This is a genomic window from Caballeronia sp. SBC1 (genome assembly GCF_011493005.1).
GTDB lineage: Bacteria > Pseudomonadota > Gammaproteobacteria > Burkholderiales > Burkholderiaceae > Caballeronia.
The window spans coordinates 529,771-552,374 of the sequence record NZ_CP049158.1 but is presented as its reverse complement, the minus strand read 5'-3'; the positions used below and the strand labels follow the sequence as shown (position 1 = coordinate 552,374).

General features: G+C 60.2%; 22 protein-coding genes. 13 read left to right on the top strand and 9 right to left on the bottom strand.

From position 1 onward, the window contains the following. Window positions 1-39: 39 nt before the first annotated feature. The 3 genes from SBC1_RS29430 to SBC1_RS29420 form a co-directional block, all read right to left on the bottom strand. Window positions 40-1,554 carry an aldehyde dehydrogenase family protein gene (locus tag SBC1_RS29430; protein WP_165103213.1) on the bottom strand — a complete coding sequence of 505 codons (1,515 nt, stop codon included), beginning with the start codon at window positions 1,552-1,554 and terminating at the stop codon, window positions 40-42. Between the two features lie 290 nt (window positions 1,555-1,844). Continuing rightward, window positions 1,845-3,065 (bottom strand): PLP-dependent aminotransferase family protein, encoded by a 1,221-nt coding sequence (locus SBC1_RS29425; RefSeq protein WP_165103209.1) that lies wholly within the window; start codon window positions 3,063-3,065, stop codon window positions 1,845-1,847. Further along, window positions 3,062-4,009, bottom strand: a complete 948-nt coding sequence (locus SBC1_RS29420; RefSeq protein ID WP_370469710.1) for a DUF1338 domain-containing protein — start codon at window positions 4,007-4,009, stop codon at window positions 3,062-3,064. Before SBC1_RS29420 ends, SBC1_RS29425 begins: the two co-directional genes overlap by 4 nt. A gap of 255 nt (window positions 4,010-4,264) precedes the next feature. On the opposite strand from SBC1_RS29420, the gene SBC1_RS29415 reads away from it, so the two are divergent. After that, entirely contained in the window at window positions 4,265-5,188 is a 924-nt protein-coding gene (locus SBC1_RS29415; protein ID WP_165103203.1) for a LysR family transcriptional regulator, read from the top strand. Window position 5,189: 1 nt separating this feature from the next. Here SBC1_RS29415 and SBC1_RS29410 read toward each other — a convergent pair whose 3' ends face one another. Continuing rightward, entirely contained in the window at window positions 5,190-6,116 is a 927-nt protein-coding gene (locus SBC1_RS29410) for a LysR family transcriptional regulator (RefSeq protein WP_165103200.1), read from the bottom strand. 103 nt (window positions 6,117-6,219) lie between these two features. Here SBC1_RS29410 and SBC1_RS29405 point away from each other — a divergent pair, with 103 nt between their 5' ends. Next, window positions 6,220-7,101 (top strand): aldo/keto reductase family oxidoreductase, encoded by an 882-nt coding sequence (locus SBC1_RS29405; RefSeq protein ID WP_165103197.1) that lies wholly within the window; start codon window positions 6,220-6,222, stop codon window positions 7,099-7,101. A 12-nt stretch (window positions 7,102-7,113) separates the two neighbouring features. On the opposite strand, the gene SBC1_RS29400 is transcribed toward SBC1_RS29405, so the two are convergent. After that, the gene (locus SBC1_RS29400; RefSeq protein ID WP_165103194.1) at window positions 7,114-8,091 is read right to left on the bottom strand and encodes a nitrilase-related carbon-nitrogen hydrolase; all 978 of its coding nucleotides are present in this window, start codon (window positions 8,089-8,091) and stop codon (window positions 7,114-7,116) included. Window positions 8,092-8,193: 102 nt separating this feature from the next. Between SBC1_RS29400 and SBC1_RS29395 the strand changes: the two genes are divergently transcribed. The 4 genes from SBC1_RS29395 to SBC1_RS29380 all read left to right on the top strand — a co-directional run bounded on the left by SBC1_RS29395 (window position 8,194) and on the right by SBC1_RS29380 (window position 11,848). Continuing rightward, window positions 8,194-9,072, top strand: a complete 879-nt coding sequence (locus SBC1_RS29395; RefSeq protein ID WP_165103191.1) for a LysR family transcriptional regulator — start codon at window positions 8,194-8,196, stop codon at window positions 9,070-9,072. A gap of 197 nt (window positions 9,073-9,269) precedes the next feature. Continuing rightward, on the top strand, window positions 9,270-10,394 hold the full coding sequence (dinB, locus tag SBC1_RS29390; RefSeq protein ID WP_241202405.1) for a DNA polymerase IV: 1,125 nt from the start codon (window positions 9,270-9,272) through the stop codon (window positions 10,392-10,394). A gap of 17 nt (window positions 10,395-10,411) precedes the next feature. Further along, window positions 10,412-11,008 carry an alpha-ketoglutarate-dependent dioxygenase AlkB gene (locus SBC1_RS29385; RefSeq protein WP_241202362.1) on the top strand — a complete coding sequence of 199 codons (597 nt, stop codon included), beginning with the start codon at window positions 10,412-10,414 and terminating at the stop codon, window positions 11,006-11,008. A 207-nt stretch (window positions 11,009-11,215) separates the two neighbouring features. Next, window positions 11,216-11,848 (top strand): VC0807 family protein, encoded by a 633-nt coding sequence (locus tag SBC1_RS29380; protein ID WP_165103185.1) that lies wholly within the window; start codon window positions 11,216-11,218, stop codon window positions 11,846-11,848. A gap of 150 nt (window positions 11,849-11,998) precedes the next feature. Here SBC1_RS29380 and SBC1_RS29375 read toward each other — a convergent pair whose 3' ends face one another. Beyond that, complete coding sequence (locus SBC1_RS29375; RefSeq protein WP_165103182.1) at window positions 11,999-13,750, bottom strand: methyl-accepting chemotaxis protein; 1,752 nt, start codon at window positions 13,748-13,750, stop codon at window positions 11,999-12,001. 204 nt (window positions 13,751-13,954) lie between these two features. Here SBC1_RS29375 and SBC1_RS29370 point away from each other — a divergent pair, with 204 nt between their 5' ends. The 4 genes from SBC1_RS29370 (at window position 13,955) to SBC1_RS29355 (ending at window position 16,855) form a co-directional block, all read left to right on the top strand. Continuing rightward, on the top strand, window positions 13,955-14,278 hold the full coding sequence (locus tag SBC1_RS29370; RefSeq protein ID WP_165103179.1) for a helix-turn-helix transcriptional regulator: 324 nt from the start codon (window positions 13,955-13,957) through the stop codon (window positions 14,276-14,278). 55 nt (window positions 14,279-14,333) lie between these two features. After that, on the top strand, window positions 14,334-14,756 hold the full coding sequence (gene arsC / locus SBC1_RS29365) for an arsenate reductase (glutaredoxin) (protein ID WP_165103176.1): 423 nt from the start codon (window positions 14,334-14,336) through the stop codon (window positions 14,754-14,756). Further along, complete coding sequence (gene arsH, locus SBC1_RS29360; protein WP_165103173.1) at window positions 14,756-15,508, top strand: arsenical resistance protein ArsH; 753 nt, start codon at window positions 14,756-14,758, stop codon at window positions 15,506-15,508. Before arsC ends, arsH begins: the two co-directional genes overlap by 1 nt. Window positions 15,509-15,643: 135 nt before the next feature. Continuing rightward, window positions 15,644-16,855: an ABC transporter substrate-binding protein gene (locus SBC1_RS29355; RefSeq protein ID WP_165103170.1), complete on the top strand. Its 1,212-nt coding sequence runs from the start codon at window positions 15,644-15,646 to the stop codon at window positions 16,853-16,855. Window positions 16,856-16,943: 88 nt separating this feature from the next. On the opposite strand, the gene blaOXA is transcribed toward SBC1_RS29355, so the two are convergent. The 3 genes from blaOXA to speB form a co-directional block, all read right to left on the bottom strand. Further along, entirely contained in the window at window positions 16,944-17,765 is an 822-nt protein-coding gene (gene blaOXA / locus SBC1_RS29350; RefSeq protein ID WP_165103167.1) for a class D beta-lactamase, read from the bottom strand. Between the two features lie 127 nt (window positions 17,766-17,892). Continuing rightward, window positions 17,893-18,663 carry a class II aldolase/adducin family protein gene (locus SBC1_RS29345; RefSeq protein ID WP_165103164.1) on the bottom strand — a complete coding sequence of 257 codons (771 nt, stop codon included), beginning with the start codon at window positions 18,661-18,663 and terminating at the stop codon, window positions 17,893-17,895. 99 nt (window positions 18,664-18,762) lie between these two features. Then, complete coding sequence (gene speB, locus SBC1_RS29340; protein ID WP_165103161.1) at window positions 18,763-19,713, bottom strand: agmatinase; 951 nt, start codon at window positions 19,711-19,713, stop codon at window positions 18,763-18,765. Between the two features lie 195 nt (window positions 19,714-19,908). On the opposite strand from speB, the gene SBC1_RS29335 reads away from it, so the two are divergent. The 3 genes from SBC1_RS29335 to SBC1_RS29325 all read left to right on the top strand — a co-directional run bounded on the left by SBC1_RS29335 (window position 19,909) and on the right by SBC1_RS29325 (window position 22,572). Next, the gene (locus SBC1_RS29335; protein ID WP_165103158.1) at window positions 19,909-20,799 is read left to right on the top strand and encodes a LysR family transcriptional regulator; all 891 of its coding nucleotides are present in this window, start codon (window positions 19,909-19,911) and stop codon (window positions 20,797-20,799) included. 258 nt (window positions 20,800-21,057) lie between these two features. Next, the gene (locus SBC1_RS29330) at window positions 21,058-22,251 is read left to right on the top strand and encodes a GNAT family N-acetyltransferase (RefSeq protein WP_165103154.1); all 1,194 of its coding nucleotides are present in this window, start codon (window positions 21,058-21,060) and stop codon (window positions 22,249-22,251) included. Window positions 22,252-22,428: 177 nt separating this feature from the next. Then, window positions 22,429-22,572, top strand: a complete 144-nt coding sequence (locus tag SBC1_RS29325) for a hypothetical protein (RefSeq protein WP_165103151.1) — start codon at window positions 22,429-22,431, stop codon at window positions 22,570-22,572. Window positions 22,573-22,604: the final 32 nt, after the last annotated feature.

The window sequence follows — 22,604 nt, the reverse complement described above, 5'->3', positions numbered from 1 at the left end:
TCGTTTTGATTCTTGTTTTAACGCTACTGCAAAGTCAGATCAAACGTCGAATTTCACGCCTTGCGCAAGCGGCAATTCACGGCTGTAGTTGATCGTGTTGGTTGCGCGGCGCATATAACCCTTCCACGCATCGGAACCCGATTCGCGACCGCCGCCGGTTTCTTTTTCACCGCCGAACGCACCGCCAATCTCAGCGCCGCTCGTGCCAATGTTCACGTTCACAATGCCGCAATCGCTGCCCGCCGCCGACATGAACTGCTCGGCTTCGCGAATGTCGTTCGTGAAGATCGCCGACGACAAACCCTGCGGCACGCCGTTTTGCAGTTGCAACGCTTCGGCGAAGTCGTCGTAGGTCATCACGTAGAGGATCGGCGCGAAGGTCTCGCGTTCGACCACTGCCGTTTGTGCAGGCATGCGAACGAATGCCGGACGCACGTAGTAAGCATCGGCGTGACCGCCTACATCCACGCGCTCGCCGCCCTTCACATTGCCGCCTTGCTCGCGGGCATCGCCCAATGCCTTCTGCATTCCGTCGAACGCAGCACGGTCGATCAGCGGACCAACAAGCGTATCTGACTCGAGCGGGCTGCCCACTTTCACCGATCCAAACGCTTTTTCCAGACGCGGCAGCAATTGGTCGACCACGCTGGTATGCACGATCAGGCGACGCAAAGTCGTACAACGCTGTCCCGCCGTGCCAACTGCCGAGAAGGTCACGCCGCGCACGACCAGATCGAGGTCCGCGCTGGGCGCAACGATCATTGCATTGTTGCCGCCCAGTTCGAGAATGCTGCGGCCCAACCGCTTCGCCAGCACTTGCGCCACTTCAATCCCCATGCGCACGCTGCCGGTCGCGCTGACCAGCGGCACCTTCGGCGACTCGGTCAGCACCTGGCCAACATCGCGTGCGCCGAGCAGCAACTGGCTCAGGCCTTCAGGCGCGACGCCCGGGTGGGTCTTGTCGAATTCACGCAAAGCCTTTTCGAACAGCGCGTGACAGGCGATAGCCGTCAACGGCGTCTTTTCCGATGGCTTCCAGACCACTGCGTCACCGCACACGAACGCCAGCGCCGCATTCCACGACCACACCGCGACCGGGAAATTGAACGCAGAGATCACACCGACCACGCCCAGCGGATGCCACGTTTCCATCATCCGGTGGCCCGGGCGCTCGGAGGCGATCGTCAGGCCGTAGAGCTGGCGCGACAGGCCAACGGCGAAGTCGCAGATGTCGATCATTTCCTGCACTTCGCCCAGGCCTTCTGACGTGACCTTGCCGGCTTCCAGCGTGACGAGGCTGCCGAGCGCGGCTTTGTGTTCGCGCAGCACATTACCGAAAACGCGTACCAGTTCGCCGCGTTGCGGCGCAGGCACGGTGCGCCATTTGAGGAAAGCGGCGTGAGCAGCGTCGATCTTGCGAGCGGCATCGGCGGGAGTATCTACGGCCAGTCCGGCCAGCGTCGCGCCGTCAAGCGGTGAACGCGCCGTGAGGGCATCGCCCTTCCATTTGCCAAGGTCTACACCGAGTGCGCCAAGAATATCGTTCAGTTTCATCACTTCCTCTCTATGTCGGATGGCTGCCGGGCACGGCGGCGCGGCCTGGGGGCCACAGTCCGTCAGTACCGCTCTGCAACCTGCTCCGACGAGTCAATACATGCATTCGTCGGAACAGAGTTTCAGGGCTTAAAAAAACCGCTGCAATTGATTAATCGGCATGACTTGGTGCGTTGGGGGAACCAACTGCGCCCCGTCAAGCGTTCATCTGCGTTCAGGTTATGCGATTAGAACGCGTTTCACCGGATCTGGCGAGCCTGTGACGGGCTGCTCGTGATCTACACCCGCGTCTACCGGCTCGCCAACGCAAGCTTGAGCCGTCGCACGCCTTCGAACACTTCGGCCTCGCCCGGCGCAGCAGCGAACGAAAGCCGCATACTCGATTCGTCAGGATCGCGTGCGTAAAACGCCGGTCCGGGAACATAGATCACGTTCTGCTCGATCGCGCGCTTGAGTAAATCGGCGGAATGACGGCCGCCCTTCAATCGCGCCCAGACAAACATGCCGCCTTCGGGCATCACATATTCGATCTCATCGGGAACGAACTGGCGCAGTGCGCTGCATAACGCCTCGCAACGCTTGCGATAAGCCAGCGCGATGGTCTGCACATGGTCAGCCAAGCGCCCGCGCTCCAGGTAATGACGCGCCGTTTCCTGCGCGAGCGGCGAGGTGCAGAGATCGCTCGTCTGTTTTGCAACGAGCATGCGGCGCGTGATGGCAGGCGGCGCAATCGACCAGCCAATGCGCAAGCCCGGCGCCACGATCTTCGAGAGGCTGCCGAAATACACAACCCAGTCGCTCGCGCCCGGAATGGCATCGGCGAATGTGGCGATGGGCTTTACCGGCTCACCCGAGAAACGCAGTTCGCCGTAGGGGTCATCTTCGACAAGCACGAAACGGAACCGCATCGCGAGCCGCGCAAGCGCTTCACGACGGATCGCCGGCAAAGTCGCGCCAGTCGGGTTCGCGAAGGTGGGCACCGTGTAGAGCAGCTTCGGGCGCGTAGCCGGATCAAACGCTTCGAGCTGGACAGTAAGAGCATCCACATCGATACCTTGCGCGTCCGTGCGCACCGGGATCAGACTTGCTCCCGCGAGCCGCAGCGCCTGGATCGCGGCAGGATAAGCCGGCTCGTCAATCAGCACAGCGTCGCCTGGTGCGACCAGGATCTTGATCAGCAGGTCGAGACCCTGCTGCGAGCCCGTGGTCACGATCACGTCATCCACATCACGCGTCACGCCCCGATCGTTCATCAAACGCAGGATCGCGCGGCGCAGAGCGGGCGATCCTGCTGTGTCGCCGTATTGCAGGCACGCAATCGGATCGGACGAATAGGCGTCTTCCAGCGCCTGGCCGATACCCGCCCGGTCGAAAAGATCCTTCGACGGATAGCCGCCCGCGAACGAAATCATCCCGGGCCGGCCAAGGTATTTGAAAAGCTCGCGGATCGCCGAGCCTTGCGGCGCCTTGAACGGTTCCGTGAAGTCGTAGAGATCGGCGGCGGAATTCACGCGGCCGCCGTCATCTTGAAGATGCCCGTGGCATTGCCGGCATCGAAACCGAGATCGAGCTTGGCTCGCCCGGTGGCCTCGTCCATGACCGCGTCGCGGCTGATGAACTCGTAGAAGGAGCCCGGCACATCGCGCTCGATCCTCGCGTCGTCCGCGCCGATAAAAACCCGGCGCACGGGATCGGCGCGAAACGCCGTCTGGCGCACGCGGCCCGACTTCGAAATTTCAACGCTGTCCTTGATCGGACGGCCGAGCGTGCGCTGGGCATCGGCAACGGCGAAGACATCTTCCACACGGTCGGTCGCATGATTGAACGCGTTGCCTTCGGTCGCGATCCAGGCCATTTCCGCCGACTCCGCGCGCAGCGTTTCATAGTCCGTCAGGCGCGGCACCGGGTGCTGACGCTCAAAACAACGCACGAGCACCGGCAGCAGGTCGAGGGCGGCAGCCAGCGGCAACGAGCGGTCCCGCTCCAGTTCGGCCAGCGACGCTAACGCTTGCGGCGTCAGCGGATCGACACTCTTGCCGATCACGTTCGTTACGGCTTGCTGGAACTCGGGACTGAAACGCTCGGGATGCAGTTCGCTCACGAAATACTGCGCGATTTCATCGGGGGCATCGGCGTGCATGTACGAGCGCCCCGTCATCTTGATGCGATCGAGCGGGTACGTGCCGTTCAGCACAAAACCCAGCGGTTTCAGAATGCGCGTGAACGCCGCCTCGCCCGGCGGCAAGGCGCCGGATTGCGCCCAGCGCACGGTGCGCAGCGCGCCGTGGTCGAACTGAACGCGGGTTTGCGTGTGCTGAAGGTCGTCCGTATAAGCGCGGCCCGTTGGTACGCGCTCGAGCAGGCCGGCGAACAGCGCCATGTTCGTCGCCTGCGCCAGTTCGGCACGGATGACCTTGCCTGGCGTGGAATTGGCAAGCATGGCCGGTAAGTTCATCAATCGCACTAACCCGGCTACATCAGATTCCGGAAGGGCGATAGCAAGCAATGCGGCGAGATTTGAGTTCATTTATCCAGTTCCGGCTGATCCAGCGTGGCGCGAGCCCAGGGCCCGGTTCGGCGATTCATTGGAAGGCGATTCTGGAGGGCGTCAAAAAGCCGCGCAATTGATATAAACTCATCAGTTCATTCGCAAACAGAACCAAGTCACCTAATTCCTCGACGCGCGAGACGCAAACGGTACCGGTAAAACATGAGAAAAGGCATTCCCAATCTGGTCGCCTTGCAGATCTTCGAGGCCGCCGCACGCCACGAGAGCTTCACCCGAGCGGCCAATGAGCTTTCGCTCACGCAAAGTGCGGTATGCCGCCAGGTTGCGGGACTGGAAAGCCGGCTGGGGGTCGCTTTGTTCCTGCGCATCAAGAAGCGCATTGTGCTGACCACGCACGGCCGTCATTACGCGGCGCTCGTGCGCAAGAACCTCGACCGGATTGAGCGCGATACGCTCGAACTGATGGCGCAACGCGGTGTGGGGCGGATTCTGGAGATAGCGGTCGTTCCTACACTGGCCAGCCAGTGGCTGATCCCGCGCCTGCCGCAATTTCGCGCGCTGCGGCCGGACATCACGGTGAATCTGTCGATACGCACCGAGCCTTTCCTGTTCAGCGATTCGCCCTTCGACGCCGCGCTGTATTTCGGCGATTCGGTATGGCCCGGCACGCAGGGGAAACTGCTGTTCCGCGAGGGCAAGGTCGTACCGGTGTGCAGCCCTTCTCTCCTCGCCGGAAGTGCGCCCGGCTCATCGATTTCGCTTGAACAACTTGTTGATTTGCCACTGCTGCATTTATCGACACGGCCCGACGCCTGGCGCACCTGGTTTCGTCTGAACGGGCTTGAGCACGATGTTCGAGCGGTACGCGGCGCGCGCTACGAATTGTTCACCATGCTCACCAGCGCGGCTCAGGCGGGCTTGGGGGTCGCGTTGCTGCCCGAAATTTTGCTCGCGGACGAATTGTCGTCCGGCCGGCTGGTCGTGCCGCTGAATAAACCGATGTCCGGCACGTCAGGTTATTACCTCGTCGCACCCGACGAAATTGCCAACGACGAACCGTTTGTCGCGCTCTCGGACTGGTTGAGTTCGATCGTGCCGCAGGCGCAAACGGAGGCGGAGGCGTAGATCAAAGGGCCGGCGGATTCGGTGACGGGTTCGATAAATTCCCCGCCTTCACGAAATCGATAAAAACACGCAACGGTGCGGGCAGGTGACGATGCCCCGGATAGTAGAGAAATGGGCCCGAAAAGCTCGGCCACCACGGTTCGAGAATCGGCTCCAACGCGCCGCTATCCAGATACGGACGCAGCATTCCCTCGAACAGGTGAATCACGCCCACGCCTGCCACGGCCGTACTGATTGCAAGGTCCATTGCCGCGCCGGGCCTGACCAGAAGCGGTCCCGTAGGATCCAGCCGTATCACCTCCCCGTCCCGCTCAAAATCCCACGTAGGCTTCGCGCCGCCGGCAAACTGCCCGCGCAAGCACGCATGCGAAAGCAACTCGCGCGGGTGCTCGGGTCTGCCGTGCGTATCGAGATATTCCGGCGCAGCAGCCGTCGCGAACCGCTGCACGCGTGGCCCGATCGGAATGGCGATCATGTCCTGCTCAAGCCGCTCGTCATAACGAATGCCCGCGTCACAGCCGATCGACAGCACATCGACGAAACCATCCTCGACCACGACTTCCACGCGGATGTCCGGATAAGCCTTCAGGAACGACGCAATAACGGTTGGCAACACAATCCGCGCGGTGCTCGACGGCACGTTCAGTTTCAGCGTGCCGCTTGGCTTGTCCCTGAAGCCGTTCAGGACATCCAGCGACGCTTCCATCTCGCTGAACAACGGCGCCAGCTTTTCCAGAAGGCGTAGTCCGGGTTCGGTCGGGGCCACGCTGCGAGTGGTCCGGTTGAGCAAGCGCAGCCCGAGTTTCGCCTCCAGACGACGCACGGCAATGCTCAGACTCGAGGCGGAGACGCCGCTAATCCGGGCTGCATCGCGAAAACCGCCGGCGCGAGCCACTGAAATGAACGCGGCAAGATCATTTAATTCCATGGTCACTGTTCACATTTTTAAACAACCCGTGCAATTTAGACCGGATTATCTAACAACACAATCGCCGCCATACTGGCTTCACATTCATCAAGGAGAGCGCGTCATGTCGAATTTCAGCCCTACCGCCACTTTTGAGCTTGGCCGACGTCCGGTGCATCGCCTGGGCTACGGCGCCATGCAACTGGCTGGCCCCGGCGTGTTCGGGCCGCCGAAGGATCGTGATGTAGCCATAGCCGTTCTGCGTGAAGCGGTGGCGTCGGGCGTCGATCACATCGATACAAGCGATTTCTACGGACCGCACGTCACCAACCAGATCATTCGCGAAGCGCTTCACCCGTACCGGGATGATCTTGTGATCGTCACCAAGCTTGGCGCCGTGCGCGGCGAAGACGGTGGCTGGCTACCGGCGATGGAACCGGAAGATCTCAGGCGCGGCGTCCACGACAACCTGCGCAATCTCGGCCTGGATACGCTTGACGTGGTCAATATGCGCATCATGGGGAATATTCATTCGCCGGCGGAAGGATCGATTGAAAAACAGGTTACAGCGCTTGCCGAACTCCAGCGCGAGGGGCTCGTGCGCCATATCGGCCTGAGCAATGTGACCGCGGCCCAGATCGCCGAGGCGCAGGGCATTGCAAAAATTGTCTGCGTTCAGAACCACTACAACCTGGTTCATCGAGAAGACGATACGCTGATCGACGAGCTGGCGAGCCAGGGCATTGCGTTTGTGCCGTTCTTCCCGCTTGGCGGGTTCACGCCGATTCAATCGTCCGAGCTGTCCACTATCGCCCAAACGATCGGCGCGACACCGATGCAGGTGGCGCTCGCCTGGCTCCTGCACCGCGCGCCCAACATTCTGCTGATTCCGGGCACGTCGTCGCTCGCGCATCTGCGGGAAAACATGCAGGCGGCGCAGTTACGGTTGTCGGACGCCGTGCTTGCTGAACTCGACGCGATCGGCCCAGCCAACGGCGAACACTGAACGCGTGGAACGCTACATCTGGCGGATGCGGCTGACCTGAGCGAAGCTCAATGCAATCGCGCCTCTTAACGGCGTTCCACTGCGGTCCGCAAACGCGTTAACGCGCGGCAGCATTGAACGGACGAGCGGCCCGTTAGCGTCAGAGCGACGGGCCGCCAAGCATTGCTGGCCAACGCTCCCCTCTATCAGACTGGGGTTCACTTCTGCGGAAACCATCGGGTTGGATGAGCACACTTGATCGGCCAGCACTCGCCCCAAAGGATCGATGATCATGCCACTTTGATGACTGCCCTCGTCCGAACCATTACTAAAGACTACGAACAATCCGTTATCGGATGCTCGCGCGATCAACGACCGCCGCAACCAGTCGGCTTCGCCCACGCTCTCCATGGCGTGCGGCCGGGTTCGTTGCCGCGTTGAAAGAGGCTGTAACGAAGGCTTCTGATGGTCATCCGAACCATATGTCCGATGCGGCGCAACAAGCAATGTCGCGCCCATGAGCGCCGTCGTGCGAACGTTCTCGATCAGATAGTTATCTGCGCCAATCAGAATGCCGATACGGACGCCCCACTTCGTATCCAGGACCGTGTACTGCTCGCCACGTTCGATGCCGGGGTGTTCGACCGCGTTCAGTTTGCGATGACAACAACGCACGCCGCCCGGCATGCAAATCACGTAACTGTTGAACAACCTCCCATCCGTTGCCCGCTCGATAAATCCGACACCCGCAGCCACGCCGGTGCGCTCGACTGCATCGGCGACTTGATCGATTGAACGCCCGTCGAGCGGCTCGGCCAGCGTTGCAAGCTCACGGCGACGAAGGTTCAGGGTATCGGCGTATCCCACAAGACTGGCTTCAGGGAAAACAACCAGCGAGATTCCTTTGAGCGCCGCACCCTCAAGCCACGCGGACACGTTCGCAACGTTCTGCGATGCATTCCCGCGCAGCGAAATGAGCGGGACTGTCGCAACCTGAAAGGGGAAAGACATGTCGTTCACCACCTGATTGAAGAACCCGTTGAAGAGTGCATTGGACCGCCAGGCCTTCAATAAGTAAAATGAATCATTCGACATATTCAATTACTTTACGGAATGGAACTTAAACTTCTGCGGGCCTTCCTCACCGTGACTGAACTCCACCATTTCGGGCGCGCTGCCGAAGCGCTTAATGTCACTCAACCCGCCCTCAGCAAGCAGGTAGCGGCATTGGAAGACACATTGGGGGCGCGGCTGTTTGAACGCGGCAGGCATGGCGCTGAACTGACGTCATTCGGCGCCGAGTTCCTTGCGGGCGCGCAAACACTGGTACGCGATGCGGACGAACTGGTCGCACGGGCGCGCGAAGCCAGCAGTGGAAAGCGCGGATATTTGCGTGTCGGTCTCGGGCTTTCGACCTTGACGCTGGCGCCGCAACTGATCGCGGAATTTCGAAGACTGAATCCGAACGTCAGCGTGTCGCTCAATGATCTTTCTTCAGCCGAGCAGACCCGCCGGCTTCTCGCGGGGAAGCTTGATGTGGGCTTCCTGCGCATGCCGGCCGATAGCGGGTTGTCTTGCGTGCCGTTGCTCAGCGAGGCATTGGCGCTTGCCGTGCCTCAGCACGCAAAATGGAAGCGCCTTCCGTCAAATTTGGATGAGCTCAACGAACCCGGCTTGATCGCGCTCGCGCGCAGCAGTGGCCCCGGTCTGGCAGCGCAGATAGATCGTTGGTGCAGCGAGCATGGTTTCGTGCCGCGCGTGATTCAGCAGACGGATGATATCCAGTCTGTTCTGGCTGCTGTCGCTGCAGGCGTCGGCGCTGCATTTTTGCCGTCCCGGGCGAAGTATCTGCTGCGGGATGCCAGAGTGTTGCCCTTGCGCGATGCGGCCGCCCGTTGGCAAGTCGGGCTGGCTTGGCAAGCGACACGCGATAACGCGGTGGCGGCGCGCTTCATCGAATTCGTACGCGCGTCGAAGATACCTGCGTCTTGAGGAATCGGCGGATTGAGGTATCAAGAGGACACCCCACGCTTTTGATGTAAAATACTGTACATCCATACAGCTATTTTCATTATGTCCGTTCCCAGCGGAAATATCGGTACATCCGGTTCCTATGCGCCAATCGCGTTGAGCCGCTTGCGTGCTGGAGCGCAGCGGTGACAGCCACGCGGCACATCGCGCATCTGGACATGGACGCCTTTTATGCGTCCGTTGAACTGCTGCGTTACCCGGAACTGCGCGGCCAGCCGGTCGTGATCGGCGGCGGCCGGAACGCCACGCCCGAAACACTGGCGGACGGCACTCGGCGCTTTAAACGGCTGCGCGATTACGCGGGCCGCGGCGTTGTCACCACCTCGACCTACGAAGCACGCGCGCTCGGCGTGTTTTCCGCCATGGGCATGATGAAAGCCGCGCAGCTCGCGCCCGACGCCATCTTGCTGCCCACCGACTTCGATTCTTACCGGCACTACTCGCGCCTCTTCAAAGAGGCGGTGGCCACGTTCACCACGCAGATCGAGAACCGCGGCATCGATGAAATCTACATCGACCTGACGGACCTGCCGGGCGACCCCGCCGAGACCGCCGCACGCATCAAGCAGGCCGTGCGCGATGCGACCGCGCTGTCGTGTTCGATCAGCGTCGCGCCGAACAAGCTGCTGGCGAAGATCGGCTCGGAACTGGATAAGCCCGACGGCCTGACGATCCTCACCCCCGCCGACATCCCCTTGCGAATCTGGCCGCTGCCGGTACGCAAGGTGAACGGCATCGGGCCGAAGGCGAATGAAAAACTGGCGGCTATCGGCATTGAGACCGTCGGTGATCTGGCGCGTGCGGACCCCGAGATACTGCAGGCCCGCTTTGGCCGGACTTACTCGGCATGGCTCCTGGACGTGGCGCAGGGGTTCGACGAACGGCCCGTCGTGGTCAGCTCCGAGCCGAAGTCGATGAGCCGCGAAACCACCTTCGAGCGCGACCTGCATCCACGCCACGATCGCGCGGAACTCTCGGCGGCGTTTACCGACCTCTGTACGCGCGTGGCCGACGATCTGCGGCGCAAGGGGTACGAGGGTCGCACGGTCGGCATCAAGCTGCGCTACAACGACTTCAGTACGGTCACGCGTGATCTGACGGTCCCATTTCCAACAGCCGATGCAACGGAGATCCGGCGCGCCGCGACCGAGTGTCTGAAGCGCGTGCCGTTGGACCGTCGACTGCGTTTGCTCGGGGTACGCGTGACGGCGTTGCTGCCGGCGGGATCGTATGCTGCCGAGCCGCAATCGGTTCAGGGTGAATTGCCGTTTGCGGCGGATTAGCCAGGAGAGGAATCGTCGTGTTTCAAAACGATCTGTTCGATGCCGTGCCGCTCGAGCTTGTGGAAGACACCGAAAGCGGGATTCGCTACCTGCCCGACGTGATCCCGCAAGCCACTGCGCGCGCGTGGTTTGAGCAGACGCTGGCCAACGTGACGTGGGGCAATCAGCGCCGGATGATGTACGAACGCGAGGTCGATGTGCCACGCCTGATGGCGCATTTCTCGCTGGATGCGGCGGATTTACCGGAGCCCCTGATGGAAGCGGCGGTACAAGTGCGCGTGATTGCCGGCGCGCAGTTCAACAGCGTCGGCTTGAATCTGTATCGCGATGGCAACGACAGCGTCGCGCCCCATAACGACAAGACGCAAGGGTTGGTGCAGAAGGCGCCAATAGCAATCCTGTCGCTGGGCGCGACGCGCCGCATGACAATCCGCGCGAAGTCGGGCAAGGGCCGCACGCTCAATGTGGATCTGCAGGCGGGCAGTGTGCTCGTGATGAGCTACGCATCGCAATTCACGCACAATCACGGCATACCGAAGATGAGCGGAGTTGACGGGCCGCGCATCAGCCTCGCGTTTCGATGCTTTGATGCATCAACGCTTAAGCAGCGCTAGGAACTCAGCAACACTCCTTGTTTTAATCTCGAAAGGAGTGCGCCGAAGGTTGTCCTTATCGGTTCATTAATGGCCGCCGTCGTCTTTGCAGCTCGGGCCATCTCTGATGCGTGAAACGCCTGAGACACTTGATTCGTCCCGTGGTATTTTTGTTTGTCCCGCGCCGGCAACCCGGCAGGTCTGAACTTCGGCACTCAGGCTATTCGTATGAACATCCGGGCCCGATATTTATCCGCGATCTGCATCAACGTGCTCTTGCCGTGGCTCGCCTATCACCTTGCGTATCCGCAATGGGGCCACCTCGGCGCACTGGCCGCTTCCACACTGCCGCTAATTGCGTGGATGACGTGGGACCTTTTACGTTTTAGTCACTTCGACGCGCTAAGCGCGATCGTCCTGGTCGGCACGTTGTTCTCGCTAGTGGTTTCATTCTTTATCGATAACCCCCATACGCGCCTTTTCGAAGAACCCATTATTTCGGGCTTGATCGGCATTGCGTTTTTGATCTCGCTCGCCTTTGCAAAGCCGATCGTATTTTATCTCGGGCGGTCGACCATAGCCCGCGAGCAGGACGGAGGAACGGCTAAGTTCGATCAATGGTGGCGCGACAATCCCGACCTCGTAGCGGCCATTCGAAAAATGACGCTTGTATGGGGAGCGGGTCTGACGGCTGAGAATGCCGTGCGGCTGTTGCTGAATATCGAATGGGAAGATGCGGCGTGGATTGGCAGCGTCTCTACTATTCTTCGATACGCGACGTATGGCGTGTTGATGCTATGGACCTTCCTCGAGAGAAGGCGCATCAGGCGAATGAGTCCGTCGGCATTGCCCGCAAAGTGAGCGTGATGCAGCGGTTGCAAAGCGGCGGTAAATAGCTCGGCCCGTCCCCTGCATCCGCACGCCTGGCGAATTGAATTGCGAACCTGTCGCGGCCGGGAGACGCGAACATCCAGCGCCTCCCGGTGACCGCTAGCCAGGATGCAACGTCGGTTAAAACGCCTCCCAATCAGCAGCAGCGGCCAATGCAACGGGCTTCGACTTCTCTTTGATCAGCACCGGTGTCTTGAGCGCTGCGGCGACCGCAACCGGAGTCGTGCTCGAACCCGAACTCACAGCAATCGCGCGTTTCTTCGATACCGCCAACGCGCGATGCGGCACGCCACGCGCCGGCTTCGCGCCGAGCGCCGTCTTGCTGACTTCCAGACCGCCGTCGTTCAACTGGAACACCGACACGGCCCCCTTCAACGCGCCCGCCTGATCCTCCAGCGATTGCGCCGCGGCCGCGGCTTCTTCCACGAGCGCCGCATTTTGCTGAGTCACTTCATCCATTTGCGTGATCGCGCGCGCCACTTGTTCAATGCCGCTGCTCTGCTCTTCGGACGCAGCCGCGATCTCGCCCATGATGTCCGTCACACGCTGCACCGCGCCGATGATTTCCGACATCGTGCGGCCCGCATCGCCAACCAGCGTCGTGCCTGTCTGCACGCGCGAGACCGACGTGTTGATCAGCTCCTTGATCTCCTTCGCTGCCGCCGACGAGCGTTGCGCGAGGCTGCGAACTTCTGCCGCCACGACTGCGAAACCCCGTCCTTGTTCACCAGCACGCGCGGCTTCCACCGCCGCATTCAACGCGAGGATGTTGGTCTGGAACGCAATGCCTTCGATGATCGTGATGATGTCGGCGATCTTCGTTGAACTCTGGTTGATGTCGCCCATGGTGGTGACCACTTGCGAAACAACCGTGCTGCCCTTGTTCGCAATGTCCGATGCGTTGGCGGCCAGCGAGCTTGCCTGACGCGCGTTTTCGGCGTTCTGCTTCACCGTGCCGGTCAACTCGTCCATGCTCGAAGCAGTTTCCTGCAACGCCGACGCCTGCTCTTCCGTGCGCGAGGACAAATCGATATTGCCCGCCGCAATCTGCTTGGTCGCCGATGCAATGGATTCACTGCCCGAGCGCACCGTGCGTACTGTGCTGACGAGGCTGGCTTGCATCTTCGCGAGACCCGACAGCAGTTGCCCCATCTCGTCGCGCGAGGTGACAATCAGCTCACGGCGCAGATCCCCGGCAGCGATAGCATCGAACTGCGCAAGCGCTTCATCAAGCGGACGCCCGATCGAACGACGCAGCGACAGCCAGGAGAAAAGAGCCGCCGCGAGGCCAACCAGAATGGAAGCGATGCCGACAATACGGAAGTCGCCGAATGCTTCCTGCGAGTTGTCGTAGTCGCTCTTCGCGGAGTCGAATTGATACCTGCGCAGCGCGTCGCCAATCGTGGACAACTGCCTGAACGCAACCTGCATGGCTTCCGCGGAAGCGACAATTTTGTCTGCGTCGTTCGCCCTGATATTGGCGTAACCGTCGTCCAGCAGCTTCTGGAGTTCAAGGCGCTTGGCTTCGAAATCTTCAGCCAGTTTGTGTTCGCCCGGACCCTGGGGCAGCGCGGCGTAGGTCGCCCACTCCTTGTCGGCACGCGCGCGCATTGTTGCCCCGGTTTCAATGGCCGTCTCCGCACCGGGCTTGCCAGCCAGCAAGGCCGCACGATCGAAGCTGAGCCGCTCACGGGCAGTAAACATTTCCGCGTTGCCGGCCGCGACAGCGCTAGGCATCTGGTTCATGAAAAGACCGCGAGTTGTGTCGTTACCGCGGCTCATTCCCCACAACCCCAGTCCGCCGATTACGATCAGCAACAGACCCAGAAGCGCCATCGCAATGCCGAGGCGGCCTTTAATCGTCGAAAACATGTTCGTCTCACTTTTGATATCTCACATCGACATTTAAGCGGTGGCGCGGGTCGATGCCGGCGAGCGCAACCGAAGCCGACTCCATCCACCGGCCCAACCCCTTTAACGGCAAACCCCGGCGCCACTTGAGCGATTGCTTAAATCACGTTGACTTACATTTCAATAATTATTGAAATGTAAAAACGTTTGCTGTACGCTAACGGCATGAACTCAAACACCGTAGTTCGCGCGCTGGGCGCGCTCGCGCATGAGTCGCGCCTGGCCATTTTCCGCGCACTGGTCGTGGCGGGTCCCGAGGGTCTCGCGGCCGGCGACATTGCTCAGCAACTCGGCGTCTCGCCGTCGGGTCTTTCGTTTCATTTGAAAGACCTTTCATACGCAGGTCTGGTCAACGCGCGGCAAGACGGCCGCTTCATTTTCTACTCAGCAAACTTCGACGCCATGAGCGGACTCATTGGCTTCCTTACCGAAAATTGCTGCGAAGGCGGCACGTGTTCGGTGAGTGCGCCCTCGAAACGCTCCCGCTGAATGGCGTTGATAAAACAGCAAGCCCCTCTTTAACGATTCATGGAGACTCATGCACATGGCCATCACGATTTACCATAACCCCGCTTGTGGCACGTCGCGCAATACCCTGGCGCTGATCCGTCATGCCGGCATTGAACCGGAAGTGATCGAGTACCTCAAGACGCCGCCCAGTCGCGACACGCTATCCAGCATGATCAAGGATGCGGAGCTGAGCGTCCGGCAAGCGATCAGGGAGAAAGAGAAGCTGTTCGCGGAGCTCGGTCTCGCCGACACCTCGTTGACGGACGAACAATTGCTGGACGCCATGCTGGCGCACCCTGTCCTTATCAACCGCCCGTTCGTGATCACACCCGCAGGCACGCGTTTATGCAGGCCCTCCGAACTGCTGCTGGAGATCTTGCCCGAGGCGCAGAAAGGACCTTTCAGCAAGGAAGATGGCGAGGTCGTGATCGACGGCAAAGGCAACCGGGTTCGCTAATGTCATCAGGAATGCCAAACATTAGCCACGCACACGTCGACATTCCGAGTGTCGACAAGCTGGCGCCCAAGTCCGTTGCAACACACCCGCCGCGGATTCTGCTGCTGTATGGTTCGCTGCGCCCCACGTCATACAGCCGCCTCCTGACCCTCGAGGCCGAACGCATCCTTAACCATTTTGGCGCCGAGACAAAAGTCTTCGATCCGCACGGCCTGCCGATCACCGACAGCGTTCCAGCCGATCATCCGAAAGTAGCGGAGCTACGCGCGTTGTCCGCATGGTCGGAAGGACAAGTCTGGTGCAGCCCGGAACGGCATGGAACGCTGACCTCGGTATTCAAGAACCAGATCGACTGGATTCCACTTGAAATCGGCGCAGTGCGACCCACGCAAGGCCGCACACTTGCGGTCATGCAGGTAAGCGGCGGATCGCAGTCGTTCAATGCGGTGAATGCGTTGCGCGTGCTCGGCCGATGGATGCGGATGGTGACGGTTCCGAACCAGTCATCGGTAGCAATGGCCTACAAGGAGTTTGACGCCAGCGGCCGCATGAAACCCTCCGCGTATTACGACCGCGTAGTGGACGTCATGGAGGAACTGGTCAAGTTCACCTTGCTCGTGCGCGATCGTTCGTCTTACCTCACCGATCGCTATAGCGAGCGCAGGCAAGCGTCGCCGGTGGAAGCTACAACGCTCGCACACGCCGCCATGACGCATGAAACCGCCGCGCCGGATGATGAAGACGTGGAGTAGCGCCGCAACATTAGTGTCGTAAGCCTTGACTTCATTCGTCCCAAGCGGATATTTTCGACCCTGACGGATTCCTCGTACGAGCCGCCCTTCAAGCATATCGAGACTAGCCGCCCATAAGAACTGATGGAGACAAGAATGAACAACACACTCGCCCGACGCTCTGCGTGCGGCCTCGTTACGGCAGCCATCCTGAGCTTCACCGCGAGCGCGGCGCATGCAGCGGCGGACTCAGTCAAGCTCGGCTTCATTACAGACCTTTCAGGGCTCTACTCCGACTCCGATGGCCAGGGAGGTCTTGAAGCAGTCCGTATGGCGATCGACGACTTCGGTGGCAAGGTGAACGGCAAGCCTATCGAACTGCTGTATGGCGATCACCAGAACAAGGCGGACATTGCGGCGTCCAAGGTACGCGAGTGGATCGACCGGGATGGCGTCAACGGGATCATCGGCGGCACGAATTCGGCCACCGCGCTCGCGACCAACCAGATTGCCGCTGAAAAGAAGATTCCGTACATCAACGTGGGCGCGGGTGTTGATGCACTGACCAACGAGCAATGCACGCCTTACACGGTCCATTACGCCTACGATACCGTCGCGCTCGCCAACGGCACCGGCCAGGCGGTGACGAAGCAAGGCGGCAAGACCTGGTACTTCCTCACCGCCGACTATGCATTTGGCAAGGCGCTGGAAAAGACCACGTCGGAGGTCGTGAAGGCGAACGGCGGGCAGGTGCTGGGAGCAGTGCGGCATCCGTTATCGGCATCGGATTTCTCGTCGTTCCTGTTGCAGGCGCAAGCGTCGAAGGCACAGGTCCTGGGCCTTGCAAACGCGGGTGGCGACACCATCAACTCGATCAAGGCCGCAAAGGAATTCGGCCTGACCAAGTCAATGAAGATTGCCGCCCTGCTGATCTTTCTCACCGACATCCACAGCCTCGGACTTGAGACCGCCCAAGGTCTGCTCGCGACCGATAGCTGGTACTGGAACAAGGACGCCGAGACCCGCAAATGGGCGCAGCGCTATTTCGCCAAGATGAAGAAGATGCCGACCAGCTTGCAGGCGGCGGACTATTCGGCGACGACCACTTACCTGAAGGCGGTGCAGGCCGCGGGTTCGACCGACAGCACGAAGGTGATGGAGCAACTGCACAAGATGAAGATAGATGACATGTACGCCAAGGGTTACATCCGGCCCGACGGCACCATGATTCACGACATGTATCTGATGCAGGTGAAGAAACCCTCGGAGTCCAAGGAGCCTTGGGACTTCTACACGATCACCGCGACCATACCCGGCGAACAGGCTTTCGGATCCAAAGCCATATCGCGTTGCGCGTTGTGGAAGTGAGCCTGGAAGTGAACCTGGAAGTGACCCTGGAAGTGAGGCGAAGCGAACGACGCTCCTGGGCATGGTGACGTTCGCAGCCGGAAACGTATCAGCTAGCGAATGAGTTCAGGAGAGAGGGCAGCTCCTTCATGAATGCAGCGCGGGCTCGCAGCCCCGCTGCACCCGGCTCCGGTTTCTCGTCCTGAATCAGGCGCGCAAATACGTAGGTCTTGCTCCCCTTTGTAGCCCAGCCGACGAACCAGCCATAGCCGTGCGCTTTATCGTCCGAACCATCGGGGTGGTGAGGAAACCCCGTACCGGTCTTGCCGTGGATGTCCCATCCGTCAGGAAGCTGGCTGATCTCCGTGATCTGACTCGTCATGTCGAATGCATGCGGGGTAACGGGCAGTTGCCGGTTCACCAGCTTCTCGAGGAACACGACCTCCTCCAGAGGAGAAATCTTCAACGAGGAGCCAATCCATGCACGAGTGAGGCCATTGTGCTTGCCGGGGTCGCCCGAGACGTCCTTGTTCCCATACTGGAACGAATCGACATACTGCTGAAAACGCGCTTGTCCAAGGGACTGCGTCACTTGCTGCGAAAACCAGACCACCGAGTATTTGATCCAGCGCGACGGGTCTGTCGGTTGACGCCATTCGGCACCGCCCCAATCTGGGTAGCCAGCGCGAAACGGCAAGGCCGGGGTGAAGGCGTCTTTAAGGAAGCCAGAGTCGTAACCCATCAGGCTGATGGCGATCTTGAACGTGGATGCAGGCGTGACACGCTCGCTGCAGTTGCCTTGCTGCACAACTAGCTTGCCCGTCGCGGCATCGGCGACTGCTGTGCATATAGTCCTGGCCTGGGCGGTTGAAGCAGCTAGTCCTAATGCCAGGACAGTCAATGCAAGACATCGCGAATAAATCAATTTCATCCGGTTCCCTTCCAGTCAAAAACGGTCATTGGATTCAACAGACTTTACCGTTTTTGACTGGAAGCAACCAGTCGACCTTCGCTAACGCTGACCCACGTCCACTGATAATCATGCCGACGGATCGGGATCAGGACCGGTAGTCGGGAAGGTCGTCGGCTATCAGACGTAGCGCCGCTTGCCATGCCAGTTCAATGATGGTGTCCGCACCTTCCGAGTCGAACTGCCGCGCGGTGAGTTCGCGGACATGAGCCGGCGGAATCCGCAATTGCACGCCTCCGGCCAGCGCCTGCACCTGCGCCTGGCAAGCGCGCTCGAGAAAATAGATCTCGTGAAACACGTGCGCAGCGGTCGGACCGCCAGCGAGCAGACCGTGATTGCGCAGGATCATCGCCTTGTGCGGGCCGAGATCGGCAACGAGACGCGCGCGTTCACCCAGGTCGAGCGCGATGCCTTCATAGTCGTGATAACCCAGCTTGCCGTAGAACTTCAGCGCATGCTGACTGATAGGCAAAAGCCCTTGCTCTTGCGCCGACACGGCGGTCCCCGCCGCCGTATGCGTATGCACGACGAAAGCAATGTCCTCGCGCGCCATATGAACCGCCGAGTGGATCGTAAAGCCGGCCTCATTGACGGTAAAGAGCTCAGGCGTATCGCGTGCACGCTCGTCGATCACCTTCCCCTCGTAGTCGATCTTCACAAGGTCCGACGCGCGCATTTCGTGGAACAACACGCCGTATCGGTTAATCAGGAACGCTGGTTTCGAGCCGGGCAAACGCGCAGTAATGTGCGTGTCGATCATGTCCGTCATACGGAAATGCGCCATCAGCCGATACAACGCCGCCAGATCCTCGCGAACCTTTTGTTCGGCCGCCAACATGGGCGTAGTAGTCGTTTCCATGATCCGCTCTTTCCTCCTGATGACTCGGCTTGAGGCTTAATAGTGAGGCTTGGTGGCGAAGCTTGGTGACGCAGCTTAGTGACGCAGCTTAGCGACGCCTTAGCGACGCTTCACGCCCGGCAGCACGCACAGCATTTCATAAAGCAGGTTTGCTCCCAGCAGCGACGTGTTCCCGCTCGTATCATAAGGCGGCGACACTTCGACCAGATCGCATCCGATCAGGTCCAGCCCATGACAACCACGGATGATCTCCATGCCTTGAATCGTCGTCAACCCGCCAATCTCGGGCGTGCCCGTGCCCGGTGCCCACGCTGGATCAATACCATCAATGTCAAAGCTCAGGTACACCGGACCGCCCGCCACCTTGGCGCGGACCTCAGCCATCAGGGGCTCGAGCGACTTGTGCCAGCACTCTTCCGCCTGCACCACGCGAAAGCCTTGCCGACGGCTCCAGTTGAAGTCATCAGCGGTATAACCTTGGGCGCGCAGTCCGATTTGCACCACACGCTCGCAATCGAGCAAGCCCTCCTCCACCGCGCGCCGGAAGGTCGTGCCGTGGGCGATCTTCTCGCCGAACATGTGGTCGTTGACATCGGCGTGAGCATCAACATGGACGAGGCCAATCTTGCCATGCTTGCGATGCAACGCGCGCAGGATTGGCAGCGTGATCGTATGATCGCCGCCGAGAGTCAGCGGCACCACGCCCTGCTCGACAATGCGGTCGTACGACTCTTCGATGATCCGCACCGCGTCCAGCAGATTGAAGGTGTTGATGGCCACGTCGCCAATATCAGCCACCGAAAGCGAGTCGAACGGAGCGGCGCCGGTCGCCATGTTGTAAGGCCGGATCAGGACGGACTCGGCGCGAATCCCGCGCGGGCCAAATCGGGTACCGGGACGCAAGGACGCGCCAATGTCCAGCGGGACGCCAATAAACGCAGCGTCCAGGCCAGCGGCCGAGGTGAGATGCGGCAAACGCATCATCGTGGCAATACCGCCAAAGCGCGGCATTTCATTACCGCCGAGCGGTTGGTGAAAGATCTTTTCCATGGCACGTCCTCACATTCGTTCGTCGAACTGTCTGGATTGAATTCTGGCGTTCAACGGCGCACCGACAAAGTGCTGGTGCGAAATATTTAGTTCAGTTATTTCTAAAGTATCGGCACGTCCGGTCCGAGGGCATTGCCTGGCCGCCCTTTCGCCGGGCACTTCGCTTGCCGACAACCGTATTCGATGGAGTTTGATGTGGCCACTGTTTTACCTGAAGCACGCCTGTTGCGCATTTTTACCTGCGTGATCCGACATCAGGGTTTTGCCGCGGCGCAGCAGGAACTCAATCTGTCCACGTCGGCCATCAGCACGTACATGAGTCAATTGGAGTCGCTGGTGGGCGTGGTCTTGTGTCATCGCGGGCGCGGCGGCTTTAGTTTGACGCCAAAGGGCGAGGAGTTTCATCAGGAAGCGTTGCGGCTGCTTGGCGAGGTTGAGGGTTTCGAGCGTTACGCCGCCGGGCTGCGCGGAGAATTGCGCGGCAGTATCAAGCTTGGCGTACTGGACTCCACGGTCAGCGATAAAGCGTTGCCGCTCGCCGAGATCATTGGTGCATTCACGCGCGAGCATCCGGCGCTGCATTTGCATTTGCATGTGCAAAGCCCGTATGAATTGCAGCTTAGCGTGCTGGGAAACCGCCTTGATCTGGCGATCGGCGCATTTCAGTTGCGCATGAACGGGCTGATCCATCATTCGCTTTATCGCGAGCAGCACTGGTTGTATTGCAGCGACAGCCATCCGCTTTTCAATGAGCGTCAGATCCCGCAGGAAACGATCAGCCAGCAGCGCATGGTCGGGCGCGCCTACTGGAGTCAGACGGAGCTGGCGCGGCATGGATTCAAGCGTAGCGAAGCGACGGTGGACAGTATGGAAGGACAGTTGATCCTGATCTTGTCTGGCGCGTTTATTGGCTTCCTGCCGGAACACTACGCACAGGCCTGGGTCGACAAGGGACGGTTGCGTGCTCTCGCACCGGCAGCGTTCGGCTATGAGGCACCGTTTGAGTTGATCGTCAGGCGCGGTCGTTCGAAGGAACCTTTGATTCAGAAATTCCGCGATACGTTGAAGGAACATCTCGGGCGCTGAGAGCTGGAAGAGGAATTCGATCCGTCTCGCCCAACCGAAACATTCTCGGATGCTTGGCTCCGATGAATCCAGGCTCGACCTGTCCGCCTATTTCCTCATACGATTGTGCGCTGCCGAACATCACATCGTGCCTGCAACAGGCACCATCGGCCGTATCTGTCCCTGCTCTGCCCATCGTTTGACTTCCAACTTGTTAGACCAGCCGCGCGAGCCTGCGGGACGACGGCGGACAGCCACGTTTAATTAACCCGAGACACTATGAGCCAGGCGGATTGTCAGTTTGAGATCGTGAGCGATGAAGACAGCTTTCAGGCTTTACAGCACGAATGGGATGATCTCTGGTCGAGCGCGCACGGTCAGTATGGCCAGTCGTTCAGCGTGTGCTGGCTGGCCTGGCAACATGTCGCCAAGCCGCGCGGCAGACGCCTCTCCTGCATCGTGCATCGCGAGAACGGGCAACTTGTCATGGTCTGGCCGCTCGTGACGTACCGCCGGCTCCTGTGGACTTATCTCTGCCCCTTGAGCCCTGAAGCCGGCGATTACACAAGAGTGCTGGTCGCCGATAGCCCCGCCGCCCCGGCTCTGATTGCAGGCGCGTGGCAGACGGCGGTGAAGCGTTGCGGTGCCGATTTCATCAAGCTGCCGTACGTGGATGAAGGCTCTGAACTGCATGCGGTCGCCTCGCGCGAACGCCATGTGATGATCGCTGCGCGCACCGTCGCCGCGTTTGCAAAGCTCCGTGACGAGACCGAATGGGACACGTTTTGCAAGACGCTGGGCACGATGAGCGGGAAAAAACCGGGTGCGCTCGAACGCCGCTTGTCGAAGGAGGGTCAGCTTACAGTGCGCCTGACGGATCCCGGCAACGCCCCCGAGAACGCGGCGCTAGTCGAGTGGATTCTGGCGCGCAAACGCGCGTGGGGCGATCGGGTCGGTAAAAGAGGCGAGTGGCTCGACTCGTCGCACTACCGGGATTTTCTCGTCAACCTCCTCTGTCCGGCCAACGGACGCGCGATGGCCCGTCTGTTCGTGGTCACCCTGGATGGCGCGCCGGTCGCGGCCACGGTGGTCGGCGTGGGCACGACTTGCGTCGACGGCCTGATTGCCAGTTTCGACGCCCGGTTTGCCAGGTTCGGTCCCGGTTCAATCGTTGTTGAACACGTCATCAAATGGGCGTTCGATCAACGCCTGAATGTAGATTTCGGCGTGGGTGCCGAACGCTTCAAAGCCTATTGGAGCCGCAACAATATTACCGGGGCGTGGAGCGGGCAGATTGCCAATTCGCGCTGGGGCGTGCTCGCTTTTCGCAGCAAAAAAACCGTGCGGGCGATAGCACGGTGGGTGGCTCGGTTAAGGGGCTTGTTAGCGGGACGAAGGGATGGCGCCTCGACCTTCGCCGCCAGCGATCCCAGCGGTAAGCGCTCACTCGATCTCCCGATGAATCCGTCCTGACGAGTCCGGTCACGAGTCCCGTCGATGAAGCGAACTTCATGCGTGCATCGGTGCTGCAAATGCACGGTGTCAAAAAAATAGGGGAATAATCTGCCGCGATGGTTCGTTTAGCTCATGAGTGCCGCGCATCCCGATGGCGGTTGCTGTGCGCTCGCCCAAAAATCATGGGGAACACAAATGAACTTCAAACGCATTGCATCGACGTTGCTGGCGATCCTGACCGTCTCGCTCGCAGTCTCCCTCGCCGGATGCCAAACCGACAGTTCAACCCCCGCGTCGGGGTCGAGCTCGAACGGCACCAACAATGCTGGCGGGTATTGACGGATATTGACGGGTATTGAGAGTTCACCCGG